General features: G+C 63.3%; 9 protein-coding genes. 3 read left to right on the top strand and 6 right to left on the bottom strand.

The window, feature by feature from the left end:
* Positions 1-110: 110 nt before the first annotated feature.
* Positions 111-1,889, top strand: a complete 1,779-nt coding sequence (locus F4X08_14050) for a hypothetical protein (GenBank protein MYD26920.1) — start codon at positions 111-113, stop codon at positions 1,887-1,889.
* A 15-nt stretch (positions 1,890-1,904) separates the two neighbouring features.
* Here the strand turns inward: F4X08_14050 and F4X08_14045 are convergent, their stop codons facing one another.
* From F4X08_14045 to F4X08_14030, 4 genes are all read right to left on the bottom strand, one after another.
* Entirely contained in the window at positions 1,905-2,846 is a 942-nt protein-coding gene (locus F4X08_14045; GenBank protein ID MYD26919.1) for an alpha/beta hydrolase, read from the bottom strand.
* Between the two features lie 204 nt (positions 2,847-3,050).
* Complete coding sequence (locus tag F4X08_14040) at positions 3,051-6,950, bottom strand: hypothetical protein (protein MYD26918.1); 3,900 nt, start codon at positions 6,948-6,950, stop codon at positions 3,051-3,053.
* A 35-nt stretch (positions 6,951-6,985) separates the two neighbouring features.
* A complete protein-coding gene (locus tag F4X08_14035) occupies positions 6,986-7,315 on the bottom strand; it encodes a hypothetical protein (protein MYD26917.1) in 330 nt (109 codons plus the stop codon).
* A gap of 253 nt (positions 7,316-7,568) precedes the next feature.
* Complete coding sequence (locus tag F4X08_14030; GenBank protein ID MYD26916.1) at positions 7,569-8,930, bottom strand: aminotransferase class V-fold PLP-dependent enzyme; 1,362 nt, start codon at positions 8,928-8,930, stop codon at positions 7,569-7,571.
* Here F4X08_14030 and F4X08_14025 point away from each other — a divergent pair.
* Together F4X08_14025 and F4X08_14020 are read left to right on the top strand one after the other, a co-directional pair.
* Positions 8,838-9,749, top strand: coding sequence for a phytanoyl-CoA dioxygenase family protein (locus F4X08_14025; GenBank protein MYD26915.1), 912 nt, complete (start codon positions 8,838-8,840; stop codon positions 9,747-9,749). The two genes, F4X08_14030 and F4X08_14025, sit on opposite strands and share 93 nt — an antisense overlap.
* Positions 9,613-12,924, top strand: a complete 3,312-nt coding sequence (locus F4X08_14020) for an aminotransferase class III-fold pyridoxal phosphate-dependent enzyme (GenBank protein ID MYD26914.1) — start codon at positions 9,613-9,615, stop codon at positions 12,922-12,924. Before F4X08_14025 ends, F4X08_14020 begins: the two co-directional genes overlap by 137 nt.
* Here the strand turns inward: F4X08_14020 and F4X08_14015 are convergent.
* Both F4X08_14015 and F4X08_14010 read right to left on the bottom strand, forming a co-directional pair.
* Positions 12,919-13,788 (bottom strand): phytanoyl-CoA dioxygenase family protein, encoded by an 870-nt coding sequence (locus F4X08_14015; GenBank protein MYD26913.1) that lies wholly within the window; start codon positions 13,786-13,788, stop codon positions 12,919-12,921. The genes F4X08_14020 and F4X08_14015 overlap by 6 nt on opposite strands.
* Positions 13,789-13,824: 36 nt before the next feature.
* Complete coding sequence (locus F4X08_14010) at positions 13,825-15,363, bottom strand: aldehyde dehydrogenase family protein (protein MYD26912.1); 1,539 nt, start codon at positions 15,361-15,363, stop codon at positions 13,825-13,827.
* Between the last annotated feature and the right edge of the window lie 7 nt (positions 15,364-15,370).

The raw sequence follows: 15,370 nt of genomic DNA, 5'->3' as shown, positions 1-15,370 counted from the left end.
CTGTAATTTGGATTGCTTGCATAGTATAACGTTCTGCCGTTACTAAATCAAATGAACTTTTTAGAAATCGTATAGAAAACTCGCAGGCGGCAACCGGGAGAATCGTCCTTATGAGTTCTGATGGATCCGTCGTCCGTTCGGGCTTGCGGTTTCAACCGGATGAACCGCCTCCGACGATGCTCTCACTCGGCCTGGGACTGCAGTTGGCCTTGTTGAACATCGCCGCGGTCATGATCATCCCGATGATCGTCATGCGGGCCGCCGGACAGACGGAGGACACCGTCGCGTGGGCCGTATTCGCCTCGGTCGCGATCTGCGGCGCGACCACGATGTTGCAGGTCCTTCGCTTCGGCAGGATCGGTTCGGGCCATCTCCTGGTCATGGGCACGTCGGCGGCGTACATATCGATCTGCATCGAGACATTGGCGGCCGGCGGACCGGCCCTGCTCGCCGTGCTCGTCGTCGTGTCCTCCCTGGTTCCGATCGCCCTTTCGTGGCGGCTTTCGCTGTTTCAGCGCATCCTCACGCCCACGGTCGCGGGTACCGTGATCATGTTGATTCCCGTCACGGTGATGCCTGTGATGGGCGATATGTTGTCGTCGACGCCGGATGGGCAATTGTCGCTCGGCGCCGTCCTCAGCGCCGCGGCCACCGTGGCCGTCATTTCCGGCTTAACGCTCAAGGGTTCAGCGAAGTTGCGGCTCTGGGCGCCGATCATCGGCGTGGCCGCCGGCTCCGTAGTCGGCAGTTACTTCGGTCTGTTCGACGTGGATAGAATCGCGGAGGCGGACTGGATCAACCTGCCCGCATTCCTCTGGCCGGGGTTCGACGTGGGTTTCGGGGGCGATTTCTGGGTGCTGCTTCCCGGCTTTCTGCTGGTGGCGGTGGTCGTCTCGCTCCGTACGATCAGCAGTTGCGTCGCCATCCAGCGTATATCATGGCGACAGACCAGGGCGGTCGATTTCAGATCGATTCAGGGCGCCATGACCGTCGACGGCGTGGGATCTTTCCTCTCCGGACTCGCAGGGACCGTGCCGGGCACGACTTACACGACCAGCGTACCGCTTATCGAACTCACCGGCGTAGCCGCCCGGACCGTGGGCCTTTTCACCGGCGCCGCTTTCGTAGTGCTCGTGTTCCTGCCCAAGGTGTTCGCCCTGGTCCTGGCGATTCCGGATCCGGTCTTCGCGGCATACTTCATCGTGCTGTTGGCGATGCTTTTTATCGTGGGTCTCAAGATCGTCATCCAGGACGGCCTCGACAAGAACAAAGGCTTCATCGTGGGCGCCGCTTTCCTGGTGGGATTCAGCCTGCAGTTTGAACTGATCTACCCGGAGTTCGTCTCGCAGTTCGCGGGGGGCCTGTTCCGGAACGGCATGACCGCGGGGGGCCTGGTGGCTATTCTCCTCAACCTGGCGCTCAGTGCCACCGGACACCGACGCTACCGGATGGAGACGGCACTGGACACATCCGCCCTGACTGAAATCCGATCGTTCCTCGGGGACTTCGCCTCCCGGTCCGGCTGGGACGCGGCCATGGCCGGACGCCTCGACGCCGTCGCCGAAGAAACCCTGCTGACGCTCATCCGGCAAAAAGAGCCCGATAAGCCCGGAGTGCCCGGACAACGAAAAGGGAGTAATCTGCGGCTCGTAGTATCCAGGGAAGAAGGCGGGGCGGTACTGGAGTTTGTCGTCACACCGAAAGGCGAGAACATCCAGGACAGGCTCGCCACGTTACCCGACGATACCGACGAAACTTCTATCGAACAGGAAGTCTCTCTCCGGCTCCTGCGGCACCTCGCGTCTTCTGTCCGCCACCAACAGTACCACGACACGGATATCGTCACCGTTCGCGTCAAGGCCACGACGACGGCAGATCCTACCGATTGACACGATCCGGACGTCTCAGGCCGAATGCGCCAGGCTATTGTTTTCGAGGAATTCCCGGAGCAGTGTTACGCATTCTTCCGGTTGTTCCAGCGGAAAGAAATGCGTCGTCTCGGGCAGGAAGTCGTAGTCGACCGTCACCATGTCGCGCAGGTCCATGGTCGGCAGGTAGGAATAGGGAAGGGTGGGGTCCGCCCCGATGACTTTCGTCGGACATTCGAGTTCGTCAAAATCCACAAGCACAGAATAACTTCTCGAATAATCGATGATCTGGGCCTCGTATTCCCGCGGACAGCGCAGTTCGAAACCGTCCCCGCTATCGGTCCGCCGCAGCGTCGTCTTCGCCATGAGTTCGCGCACCCCGGGGACGACGCGGACGAAACCGGGCGAGTAGCTGAGTAGCTCCACGAAGTCCTCTTCCGTCTGGAACAGATGCCCGCGGCGTCTCGTGGCAGCGGCGACCTGTTCCGCGGCCGCGTCGAATTCGACCTGGCTGACTCCAGGCTTGCAGAGGGGCGGATCGAAGAGGACCAGACCGGCGAAATCAACCGCCGGGCCCGACGAAATCAGATCCTTGAAGGTGGAGATGGTCAGCAATGTGATCAATGCCGAAACGGAGTGGTAGACGCCGACTTTCGGCTTTTGCCCGTATTGATCGTCGATGGCCTCGAGGATCAGGCGCTGGTCGTGGATCAACGTCGGCACATCGTGCTTCTGCTGATCTCCGACGGTATTCCAGCCGTGGTTCCGCTGGTCATACAGGATCAGATCGTAGTCTTCGATGAGGAGAGACCAGAAGGGATAGTAAAGGTCTATGGCGAGTCCGTTGCCGTGACTCAGGACGAGGCGCGGACCTTGCGGATTCCCGTGCCTGCGCAGCACGGTTACGGTCTCGTCGTCCAGGCGGACTTCACACGATGCTAGGGGATCGGGTACGATCCAGGTTTTGTCTTCAGTCATTTAGCCTAAAACCTGCCCTTCCGCCGAAACCTTGAATCAACCCCTTCGAAATTCAAAAACCAATGGACTCGGGTGTGGACGTAAACGTATCTCTCGCTTCGCTGCTCGTCAAGCGTTTAAACTCTATACTTTGAATACTTACTCGTAAGACAAATTCACAGAACGCGAAGCGATTATCGCCCGACGCGGCTCCGGAAACCATGATCAGAAGCTCATGCGTGCAACGAGGCCGATGCGATGGTCGGATGCGCCGCGACGGTCGATCCGCGCGCCGGAAAGCTCCAGGGATCCAGTGCGCGAACCGAGGTCCGCGGCGCCTATGCGGGCGCCCAGCCGCAACTGACGGCGTTCATCCCCTTCGAGGTACAGGTCGCCGAAGGGGGTGAAGAGCACGCCCGTGGGCGACGAAGCGAGGCCGTATCCCACCTCGGCCCGCATGGAACGGGCGCGGCTGTCGCCGCGCAGAGTGGAGGCGTCCAGGGGCCGTTCGCGCCACATCATGCCGGAGTCTGTAGTTCCGGCCCCTATGCGCGGGGCCACGGACATCGAAAAACCCTGGCCGTCAGCCTTCGGCCTCAGATAGGCGATGAGGGAAACGCCGTTCTCGCGGTATCCCTCGGCCGTATGGACCGCCAGGAAACGGCCCCGGGCATTAAGGCCGACGCGACCGCCAGTCAGGCGGAGTCCGCCGGAGACCTCCAGGCCCTGTCCGGTCTGGCCGTCGCCACCGTCGTAGCGTCCGGCCACCTGCGCGTAGGGCGTTACAGTGGTTCCACCTGCGAGGGCGGTCGTACGCGACCCTTCCAGGCCGACGCGTATCCGCTGCACGCCGGTCGCAATGTCGCTCAGCGCGGCCGATTCACTGTCGGAGGTGGAAAGGCGGAGCAAGCCTGCGTCGCCCACCAGGTCGAGCCCCAGACCGTCCGCGGCGACCAGCCGGGATCGTGCGCCCAGCATGCCCATGCGCATGGACAGGTCGCTCGTGCCATCCTCCACCTCGGCTTCGCCGGTGCCGAGTCCCACGATCGACCACACTTCCGTGAAACCGGTGGGGCAGGTCCAGCGCAAGTACGGCAGCACCGCGTTAAGACTCGATTCCAGGCTGCCGCTTGTCACGGTAACGTCGTAATCGGACTGGCCCATCGTACGCGTAAGGGCGATGCCAGCCAGCCAACTGCGCCCCGTGGCCACGTCAAACCCGAGATACGCCGTTTTGAGGTTTCCGTCGAAACTCTCGTCCGCCCCGGGTTCACCCTGGAAGTTCTGCAGGTCGCCCGCGCCCCAGACGGACCACCTGAGCCCGCCGCTGCCGGTCTGATCTTCCAGCGCGTAGGAGAACGAACTCGTCCCCAGCAGGTAGTCGCCGCTCGCTCCACGGCGGCGTTCCGCGCCCTGGAGCAAGGCCATTTCCTTCGACGCGGTCTGCCGGCCGTGACCGGTCAATCCGGCCAGCGCGGTGATGCCCGATGCGAGTCCGTTGATCCTGCGGCCACCCACGGTGATCTCCCGTCCTCCGCCCGCGGCAAACCTGCCGCCTATGGTGGCGGAGACGCCGGACAGCATGCTCCGTCCCATGGCCGCCAGGATGTTCGTGTAAGCCTCCCGTTCCGCCGCGACGGCCGTGACGGTCACGCTGACGGCCAGACTCGCCTCGCCCGCCGCGTTACGGGCCGAGACGGTGACCGTGGCGCCGCCTTTGCGCACCCCCGTTACCGTCAGCGCGGCGCCCGACATGACCGCTTCGACGACGCCGTTGTCCGCCGAGGACGCCGAATAGCTCAGATCCGTACCGCTGAACAGCGGACCCGCGTCGACCGTCTCGTCGTCTCCTGCCTCCAGCGTTACCACCGGCGGGGTACCAATCGTCGCGGGAGCGTCATAGGAATCGGTCACCGAGATCGTGGCGGAATCGAGGTCCACATCCCCGCTCCGGGCGGTAACGACAATCGTCTCGCCCCCGGACTCGTATACCGTGTCGTCCACGACCGTGAAGGTCAGTTCCGTCGACCCCTCCGTTGCCCCGGCCGGTATCGTGATAACCAGATCTCCCGTGACGCTGTAATCGTCGGCGGTGGCCGTGCCGGACAGAGAAAGGTCGATCACCGACGATACCTGAATCGGCGCGCTGGACTGCGTGGCCGTCACCGTCACCGTCTGGACTCCGCCATCCTCCGTCAGCGTGGTGGGAGATACCGTCAGGGCGACCTCCAGCGGCTCATCGGGTGCACGACCATAAAAACCCGATCCAATGATGACGTCTATCGGAAGGACGCTTCCGTCCGGCCTCGGAAATTCATCTTTGAACTGGCGGGCGTATCCCACCTTGGGGATGTCTGCGCTGTCGGTGTCGTCGCCGGGGTCGTCGAAGTAATACTCCACGAAACCGCCTTCCGGGTTGCTTTTCGCCGCTTCGATGACCTGCGGAAGAATGAGTTTTCCGGTCACGACGTCCCGCACGGTCGCTACCAGGGGCCGAAGCTCGAACCGGTCCGGAAAAGCGCCATGAACCAGGATCGTGTTGCTGTTGAGGTCCAGTACGTAGAGGTACACGGAACCATGCCTCCAGGGTCCGTTCGGATCCCGCAGGGCAACCCTGGATTTCGTGGAAGAGGCTCGACCTTCGGCCTGGAAGAGATTGAGAAAGTACTTCCCCGCTTCCCCGACGAAAGCCTTCAGGGTTTCCCGGTCCACCACCTCACTGGCGGTAATGGCCGGGTCGCCGTAATCGATGACTTCTTCATCCAGGTGCGTTTCGTTCAGGTCGAATCCTGCGAGCAGCAAGACCGGGACGCCAAGATGCTCCGAGTAGTAGCTGCCGACATGGCCTGAGGCGCCGGGCTCACCAAAGCGGGTTCCATCGAATGGGCCATCCGGTTCCTGCGACAAGAGGTTTATGAATGCGGCGTATGCGGGGCCCCGGATGGCGGGATCGGTAGATTGCAGCTTGGCCAGATCGGCAGGGGTGACGCCCAGCGCTGTCAGGATCGCGGTATAGATCGAGGCTTTGATGCGCCGTCCCGACAAGGCCATTTGCTTCGCGTGAACATACACCCTGCGGTCGGGCGTCAGTTGCACGAGGTAGGTGGAGCCGGAACGGTAAGGCCCTCCTTCCTGCCTGATGAGACACAGATTGTACAGGTACACGCCGTCTCCTATTTCCACATTCAACCGCTCTCTGGCGGCCAGCGTGAAGTCTCTCAGGCTTGCGCTGCCGTCTTCCACCTGTTGCGCCGTCACTGCCGGGTCCTCGGGAAGACTCACGTCGGCGGGGAGTGGACAGGGTGCGACAATCTCGGGCGCGCGTCCATAAAACCCCGACCCGATGATGACATCGATCGGGAGGACGCTTCCGTCTGGCCTCGGGAGTTCACCTGTGAACCTACGGGCGTATCCCACCTTGGGGACGTCGGCACTGTCGGTGTCGTCAGAGGGATCGTCGAAGTAATACTCCACGAAACCGCCTTCCGGGTTGCTTTTCGCCGCTTCGATGACCTGAGGCAGAATGAGTTCTCCGGTCACGACGTCCCGCACGGTCGCTACCAGGGGCCGAAGCTCGAATCGGTCCGGAAACGCTCCATGAACCAGGATCGTGTTGCTGGTGAGGTCCAGGACGTAGAGGTATACGGAGCCGTGTCGCCAGGGCCCGTTCGGATCCCGCAGGGCCACCCTGGATCTCGTGGATGAGGCGCGACCCTCGGTCTGGAAGAGGTTGAGATAATACTCCCCTGCTTCCCCGACGAAAGCTTTCAGGGTTTCCCGGTCCACCACCTCCCTGGCGGTAATGGCCGGGTCGCCGTAATCGATGACTTCTTCGTCCAGGTGCGTTTCGTTCAGGTCGAATCCCGCGAGTAGCAAGGTCGGGACGCCAAGATGCTCCGAAAAGTAGCTGCCGGCATGGCCGGAGGCGCCAGGTGCACCGAACCTGGTCCCATCGAATGCGCCGTCCGGTTCTTGCGACAAGAGGTTGTTGAGGGCGGCTAATGCGGGAACTCGGATGGCGGGATCGGTCGATTGCAGTTTGGCCAGATCGGCTGGCGTGACGCCCAGCGCAGTCAGGATCGCAGTATAGATCGAGGCTTTGATGCGCCGTCCCGACAAGGCCATTTGCTTCGCGTGAACGTAAACCCTGCGGTCGAGCGTCAGTTGTACGAGGTAGGTGGAGCCGGAACGGTAAGGCCCCCTTCCTGCCTGATGAGACATAAATTGTACAGGTATTGGCCTGCTCCTATTTCCAGGTTCAGCCGTTCTCTGGCGGCCAGCGTGAAATCCCTCAGGCTGGCGCTGCCGTCTTCCACCTGTTGGGCCGTCACAGCCGGGTCCGGCGGAGGAGCAACGCCTTCGGGGAGTGGACAGGATACCTGAGTTTGCGCGTGCGCCGGGCAAACATCGGTTAAGACGCCGTAGAGCACGAGCACGCCAAACACAACAACGAGAAAATTCAGGGTCTTCCCAATGACATGCTGCGTCATCGGAGGCCTCCTTCGCGAGGTGGTAGTGTGAGGCAGTAATACACCGCGGTTAGCATAACTTATCAACCCGGTTGTCCGATCAAGGCTATGATTCGAATCTTCTCAAAGGACGATCATGTTGAAATAGTATCATGTTGAAAATAGTTTTGTTACTAAAGTTCGACAAGATGTTTTCCGGCCGGGGGTGGGTCTTGGACAAAACGCTTTTACACGGTTCGGCCGGGCCTGGACGCACGGGGTCCCTACCAGACCGCTACCCGCCCGTAAGCACCTCCCGGCACCGATCCGCCACGATCCGCTCCTGGCCGTCCTGCAGGTTATGGGGATTGATGGAGAAACCCTCCTCGCCCCTTTCCTGCACGATGATCCTGGGGTGGCCGTCGAGCAAAGCCCGCACCGCGTCATCCCCGGTCAGACCGGCTTCCGGGCCGATGGAGACCCTGAGCTGGGGCACGGCGTAGGTCTCTTCCGGATCGAGCCGGCCAAGGGTAACGTGGGGTATGTCGTCCAGTTCCCCTTCGATGTAGCGTACCTTTTCTTCCCAGGCCGCCGCATCCGCCGCGTGGTCCCGGTTCAGATAGATCTCGAGGGCCTTGATGAACGCGAAGATCTCCTCCCGGCTGACCTTCATCGGCCGGCCGACCGTGGCGAAGGGCGTCCCGTTCACCGCGCAGGCGCTGATCAGGTCCTTTCGCCCGATGATGAGGCCGGTCGACTGGGGACCCTGGAGACTCTTGCCGCCGCTGAATATGACCAGGTCGGCGCCGGCTTCCGTGAACCGGGTCAGCGTGGACACCGGCGGACATTCCGAGGCGGCGTCTACGATTACGGGCACGTCCACGGCATGCGCCATGGCCACGGCCTGTTCCAGGGGGACGGCGTTGTCGTCATTGAAGTTCTTGCCCAGGTAGAAGACCGCCGCCGTGCGTATGCCGTCGCCGATGGCCGCCCGCATGGCCTCTACGGGCGGACCGTCCGAGTCGTCCAGCTCGATCAGCTTCGCGCCGGTCAGCCGGATGGCCTGGTCGTAGGCGATCCGGTGCGTTTTCTGGACGACCACTTCGTCACGCATCCCGGTCGTGTCCGGAAGCTGGCGAATCCGCTCCGGGTCGGTCCCGGTCATGCAGGACGCCGTGGTGATGACCAGGCCGCACGCGGCACTGGCGGTGACGTAAGCCGCTTCCACGCCGAGCATTCGGGCGACCTTCTCCCCGGCTTTCTCATGCAGTTCGTCCAGGATACAGAACTCCCGGGAAGCCACGCGCATGGTCTCCATGATTTCCGGGTCCAGAAGGGCGCCCCCGAAACGCGTAGCCGTGCCGATGGCGTTTATGACCGGACGCACGCCGATGTCTTCATAGATACCCATGGCTTCTAACCCTTTCGCGATGGCCGCAATGCATGTGCCCGGTCGGAAAACCCTTGTCCCGCCGTCAGATCGCACTGCATATTTTACTGTTGTCTCAAGGCAGGTTTCTACTGGAAATTGACGCCGCGCAGACCCATAATCAAGGAATAAAACATGCAGTACGACGCATCCCGGCGGACTTTCGACTGCGAGCCCACGCTCACGGATTCGGAGGTGCTGCGCTTCTGCAGGGACGGATACCTGCATTTCGAAGGCGTCGTGCCCGACGAGATCAACCGGCGGACGCGCGATTACCTGAACGGGAAGATCCCCGCCAATCCGTGCTACATGCCCGAGGGTATAACTGAAGACGACCTGGTCCGGATCCGGAATTCCCATGAACCGAGTTCGATCCTGCTCGAAGACTGGTTCATCGAGCACGTCCTGCTCAACCCCGTGCTGGCGGGTGCGCTTCGCTCGCTCCTCGGCCGTCACGTGGGACTGCCGGTACTGGTCAGCGACCACCGGGTGGCATGCCCTGAAGGTCCCCAGGGGTGGCATCATGACGCCGATCACCTCTTCGGACCGGAGGTCCATTTCGTCGAGGTGTTCTATTTCCCCCAGGACACCCCCGATGAGATGGGACCCACCGAAGTCACGCCCGGCTCCCACATCCGCACGACCAGGCGGACGCAGGAGGAGAACGGCGTCTTGTGTTCGGGTCCCGCCGGCACCATCGGCCTGCATTCGCAAAGCATCCTCCATCGCCGCGGCGCGTCCACGGCAACCGGCCTGCGGCACATGCTGAAGTACAGCTACTGGCGCACGGTGCCTCCCGCGCGGGACTGGATCGTCGAACCGGATTTCGACTTCAGGCACGCCGACTACGGGGGGCACGGGTCCGCCCGTTACGTGGCCCACATGTTCTACTGGCTCTGCGGCACAGGCGATGAATTCCACCTCATCGGCGGCCAGGCGTGGCCCTGGAAATCCGCCAACCAGATCGGGCCCTCCTATGGTTACGGACGTACGGAGGGCTATCTCCCCGACTGGCGCGGGAACAACGACGATGACTATACCCGGTAGCAGGCCCCCTCTGTCCGCCATCTCCGAGAATCGGCCCCGTTTCAGTCCTGAAGAGGCCGGTGAACTCGCCCTTTCCCTGTACGGCGTTTCCGGTGCGCTGCGCGCGTTGCCGAGTGAGCGCGATCAGAACTTCCGGATGACGGCCGGCGACGGCAAGGTGTTCGTCCTCAAGATCTCCGGCGCGGGCGAGCGGCACGGCATCCTCGACCTTCAGCATGCCGCCCTGGAACACCTGGCCGCGCACTACGAAGAAGCCGCCTGGCCGCGGGTATGCCGCACAGGGGACAGCGAAGCCATCACCCGGGTCGATGGTCACGACGGACGCCATCACCTGGTACGAATGCTGACCTACGTCGACGGACGGCCCCTCTGCGACGCCAGGCCGCACAGTCCCGGCCTGCTGAACCACCTCGGCGCCTTCCTCGGACGGCTGACCCGCGCTTTCGCCGGTTTCTCCCACGAGGAGAAGCAATCGGAACTCATCTGGAACATGGACAACGGACCGGACGTCGTGCGCCGGCACGCCGGCCTGATCCCCGACGCCGGCCGGCGCGAGATGGTCATGGATTTCTGCGAAGCGTACGAACAGGCCGTCGGGCCCTGGCTCGACACCCTTCCGCGTCAGTTTATCCACAACGACGCCAACGACCAGAATGTCCTGGTCAGTCTGGTCAGCCGGATTCGCCAGGTCCGCCCCGAAGACCCGGCTTCGAGCGAGCTGGAAGTGGCCGGACTGATCGACTTCGGCGACATGGTGCATTCCTGCGCGCTTTTCGAACCGGCCGTGGCCGCCGCCTATGTCATGCTCGGCAAGGCCGAACCCCTTGCGGCGGCCGCCCGCGTCGTGGCCGGGTACCACGCCGAGCACCCGTTGACGGACCTGGAACTGAAACTGCTCCACCACTGCGCCGTTATGCGGCTCTGTATGAGCGTGGCCATCTCGGCCCACCAGCAGGTGGCCGAACCGGAGAACGCCTACCTGTCCGTCAGCGAAAAGAACGCCTGGGACCTCCTCGAAAAACTAGAGGACGTCCCCCCATCCTTCGCGGAATACCTTTTCCGGGACGCCTGCGGACTGCCGCCGTGTCCGCAGACGCCCGGCATCGAAGGGTACCTTTCATCGAAGCGCGGCGACTTCGCGCCGGTCATGGGTCCCACGGTGGACCTCTCCACCGCCCTGGTATTCGACCTCAGCGTGAGCAGCCCGGACCGGGCCCTGCTGGGAGGTTCCATCGGCGTGGACGACCTTACCAGGGAGGTTTTCCGGCGCATGGAGGAAACCGGGGCCGAGGCGGGGATCGGCCGTTACGACGAAGCCCGCCAGGTCTACACCGCCGGGCAGTTTACCCTGGATTCCGACGAAATGCCGGAACGCCGGACCATCCACCTGGGCATGGATATCTTCCTGCCCGCCGGATCGCCGGTCTTCGCGCCAATGGAGGGGAAGGTCCACAGCTTCAGGAACAACACGCAGCCGCTGGACTACGGCCCCTGCATCATTCTGGAACATGTCGCGGAAGAACGGGAAGGCACGGAGGAACCGGAAGGCACGACCGGCACGGCCGGTTCGGCCCCGACGTTCTATACGCTGTACGGGCATCTGAGCGTCGAATCGCTCACCGGACTATTCGAGGGCAAGCGGATCGAGAAAGGGGAACGATTCGCCACGCTCGGGGACCCGGCGGTTAACGGCGGCTGGCCGCCACACCTGCACTTCCAGATTGTCAGCGACATGCTCGGCAAGCAGGGCGATTTCCCCGGCGTCGGCGGACCGAGCCAGCGGAACGTCTGGCGGAGCCTGTCTCCGGACCCGAACGCCATGCTCGGCGTGCCCCCCGGAGCGTTCCCGCCGGACCAGCGGACGCGGCAGGAGGTCCTGTCGTCCCGCCGCGCGCACATCGGCAGGTCCTTGAGCGTCTCCTACCGGCGTCCCCTGAAGATCGTCCGGGGCCACATGCAGTATCTGTACGACGAGGAAGGCCGCGCTTTCCTCGACGCCGTGAACAACGTGCCCCACGTGGGACACAGCCATCCCCGGGTAGTCGCCGCGAGCCACCGGCAGATGGCGGTGCTGAACACCAATACCCGTTACCTGCACGACAACCTCGTGGACTACGCCGAACGCCTCTGCGCGAAGCTGCCCGAACCGCTCCGCGTGTGTTTCTTCGTGAACTCCGGGAGCGAGGCCAACGACCTTGCTCTTCGCCTGGCGCGGGCCTATTCCGGACGAAGGGACCTGCTCATCCTCGACGGGGCCTACCACGGCAACCTGACGTCCCTGGTCGACATCAGTCCGTACAAGTTCGACGGACCGGGTGGCGAAGGCGCGCCGCCTCATGTCCACAAGGTGCCGCTGCCCGATCCCTACCGCGGTCCGTACAAGGGCTATTCGCCGGAAACAGGCGCACGATATGCGGAGCGCGTACGCGAACGGATCGATTCGCTCGCGGAACAGGACCGCGGCATCAGCGCCTTCATCGCCGAGTCCCTGCCCGGCTGTGGCGGGCAGATCGTGCTGCCGGACGGCTATTTCAAAGAGGCATTTGGGCAGGTGCGCGAAGCGGGCGGCGTGTGTATCGCCGACGAGGTGCAGGTGGGATTCGGACGCGTGGGTTCGCACTTCTGGGGATTCGAGACCCAGGACGCGGTTCCGGACATCGTCACCCTGGGAAAACCGATCGGGAACGGCCACCCGCTGGGCGCGGTGGTTACCACCCCCGAGATCGCGGGCGCTTTCGACAACGGCATGGAGTATTTCAATACCTTCGGCGGGAACCCCGTCTCCTGCGCCATCGGCCTGGCGGTGCTGGATATCATCGAGGAAGAAGGGCTCCAGGCCAATGCCCTGGAGGTGGGCGGCTACCTGCTGGAAGGGCTTCGCGCCCTGGAGCCGGACCACCCCATCATCGGTGACGTCCGCGGCATGGGGCTCTACGTGGGCGTGGAACTCGTGCTGGACCGCGACACGCTGGAACCGGGCGGCCCCCAGGCCTCGTACGTGGCCAACCGGATGCGGGACCACGGGGTGCTGATCAGTACCGACGGCCCTCTGCACAACGTCCTGAAGATCAAGCCGCCCCTGGTCTTCAACCGTGAGAACGCCGACTATCTCCTGCACTGTCTGGGCAAGGTACTGAAAGAAGACTACCTGCGGAATCGGCCGCCGGTCCTATAGCATCACGCCTCCCACCAGATTGTTCCCCGCGTAGACGCCGCGGTAGAGCGTCTGGCGCAGGGGCGGCATGGAGGCGAGCAGCTCCGGATGGGGATCCCAGTTGTGCCACCTGGAGTTTACGGAGTTGTAGCAGCTGAAAATGGCGACGCGCGGATACTTCTCGCTGACCCACGGCCTTCCGCTGTGCGTCAGGGCCTCGGTGAAGAACATCAGCGATCCAGCCGGACAGGTATATGTATCCCAGATCGGCGAGTCCGGCGACTGGATGGAGGACGGCGTGGGAAAGACGGACTTGTGGCTGCCGGTTACCAGGAGCGTGCCGTTCCCCTCCTCCACCGGGTTCAACTCCCAGACCACCCGGGTCAGCGCGGAGTTGGCCTTCCCGGGAATGCAGTGGTAGAGATGGGAGTCGCCGGGGAGCCGCAGCATGCCGTTCCCGTTGTGGGGCCCGAACTCGCCGTCGCCGGCTTCCCGGTAGAACAGAGTGGCCGATTCCTGCCTGAAACCGTAGCAGATCTGGTTGGACAGGCCGGGATAGGCCAGGAATTCGTTCATGAACCCCACCACCCGCGGATGATCCGTCAGGCTTTGCAGCGGACCGCCGAGCGCCGACCGCTCCCGTTCGGGAATGGATTCCGGATCATGGTGCAGCTGCAGGCAGAACGCCCGCATCTCCGCACATTCGGCTTCGGAAAGCACCCCGGGGATCAAAAGCCAGCCGTCCTTGTCGAACAGGTACTTCTGTTCGTCTGTCGGCGGGACCACATCCTTGCCGTCGGCATTCACCCGGGTCAGATCGGCCTGGGATTCATCCAGGCGCGCGCCCAGGTTCTTGTCGATGATAAACGCTCCGTTGGATGACATGCGTATTCCTCCCTGTGATTGATTTGAGAAGCGCGGTCAGTCACCGTCTGATCCGACGGTGTCGAACTCGATCCCCTGGGCCAGCGGGAGATCGGTGGACCAGTTGACGGTATTGGTCTGGCGGCGCATGTAGGCTTTCCAGGCGTCCGAGCCCGATTCGCGGCCGCCGCCCGTCTCCTTCTCGCCCCCGAAGGCTCCGCCGATCTCAGCGCCCGACGTGCCGATGTTCACGTTCGCGATGCCACAGTCCGACCCCGTCGCGGAGAGAAACCGCTCCGCCTCGCGCAGGCTGTCGGTGAAGATGGCGCTGGAAAGCCCCTGGGGCACGTTGTTGTGGAGGTCTATGGCCTCGTCCAGGGTTTCATATTCCAGGATATACAGAATCGGCGCGAAGGTCTCCCGTTTCACGATTTCCGACTGGGTGGGCATGCGGATGATCGTCGGTTCGACGAAGTGCGGTCCCAGGTCCGGACGGTGTTTTCCGCCGGTGACCACCTCGCCGCCCTCGGCCTTCGCCTGCTCGATGGCCTGCATCATGTCGTCCACGGCGTCGGCCGTGACCAGCGGTCCCATGAGCGTGCCGTCGTCGATGGGATCTCCCATGGGCACCTGCGCGTAGGCGCGGGCCAATCGATCGATCAGCGTCGTCGTCAAGCTTTTGTGCCCGATGATGCGACGCGTCGAGGTGCACCGTTGTCCTGCCGTACCCACGGCGCCGAAGACGATGCCGGGTACGGCGAGTTCGAGATCGGCGTGCTCGGTGACGACGATCGCGTTGTTGCCGCCCAGCTCCAGTATGCTGCGACCGAACCGGGACGCGACCCGTGCGGCCACGGTCCTGCCCGTCGCGGTCGAACCCGTGAAGGATACGAGCGGTATGCGTTCGTCATCGAGGATGAGATTCCCCACGTCGCTGCCGCGGCCGATGGCCAGGTTGAACACGCCGTCCACCCCGTGGTCGGCCATGACCCGGTTGCACAGGTGCTGCGTGGCCACGGCCGTCAGCGGTGTCTGACCGCTCGGCTTCCATACGGTGACGTCGCCGCACACCGAGGCCAGGGAAGCGTTCCACGACCAGACCGCCACGGGGAAATTGAAGGCGGTGATGATGCCGATCACGCCCAGGGGGTGCCACTGCTCGCTCATGCGGTGACTCGGCCGCTCGCTCGCGATGGTCAGTCCATACAACTGGCGGGAAAGGCCGACGGAGAAATCGCAGATGTCGATCATCTCCTGGACTTCCCCCATGCCCTCCACGCGGATCTTGCCCATCTCCAGGGAGACGAGCTCGCCCAGTGGTTCCTTGTACGCCCGCAGGACGTTGCCCAGGTCCCTGACCATGTCCCCCCGCTTCGGCGCGGGCAGCGCTCGCCAGGTATCGAAGGTGGCGCGGGCGTGTTCGATCACCCGGTCAAAGACCTCGGGCGTCGCCTGCCGCACGCCTGCGATCGGATCGCCGGTCGTGGGGTTGTACGACGTCAGGATCGGTCCCTCCCCGTGTATCCAGCCGTCCATCCCCGTACAGGCCCCGGCGTTCAAGGCTTCGATGTTCAGTTTTTCAAGCAGTGCCTTCATCTTCGAT

Source organism: Gemmatimonadota bacterium, assembly GCA_009841265.1.
In the GTDB taxonomy this organism is placed as follows: domain Bacteria; phylum JAAXHH01; class JAAXHH01; order JAAXHH01; family JAAXHH01; genus JAAXHH01.
The sequence above is the reverse complement of the archived record's forward strand: the minus strand, read 5'-3'. Positions and strand labels throughout refer to the sequence as shown.

What these genes read in the sequence shown, in the direction of transcription:
- F4X08_14040 (MYD26918.1), bottom strand. Translation starts at nt 6,950, where the DNA reads ATGGCCTTGTCGGGACGGCGCATCAAAGCCTCGATCTATACTGCGATC.
- F4X08_14045 (MYD26919.1), bottom strand. Translation starts at nt 2,846, where the DNA reads ATGACTGAAGACAAAACCTGGATCGTACCCGATCCCCTAGCATCGTGT.
- F4X08_14010 (MYD26912.1), bottom strand. Translation starts at nt 15,363, where the DNA reads ATGAAGGCACTGCTTGAAAAACTGAACATCGAAGCCTTGAACGCCGGG.
- F4X08_14030 (MYD26916.1), bottom strand. Translation starts at nt 8,930, where the DNA reads ATGCAGGTATCCGTCCCTGCAGAAGCGCAGCACCTCCGAATCCGTGAG.
- F4X08_14050 (MYD26920.1), top strand. Translation starts at nt 111, where the DNA reads ATGAGTTCTGATGGATCCGTCGTCCGTTCGGGCTTGCGGTTTCAACCG.
- F4X08_14020 (MYD26914.1), top strand. Translation starts at nt 9,613, where the DNA reads ATGAATTCCACCTCATCGGCGGCCAGGCGTGGCCCTGGAAATCCGCCA.
- F4X08_14035 (MYD26917.1), bottom strand. Translation starts at nt 7,315, where the DNA reads ATGACGCAGCATGTCATTGGGAAGACCCTGAATTTTCTCGTTGTTGTG.
- F4X08_14015 (MYD26913.1), bottom strand. Translation starts at nt 13,788, where the DNA reads ATGTCATCCAACGGAGCGTTTATCATCGACAAGAACCTGGGCGCGCGC.
- F4X08_14025 (MYD26915.1), top strand. Translation starts at nt 8,838, where the DNA reads ATGCAGTACGACGCATCCCGGCGGACTTTCGACTGCGAGCCCACGCTC.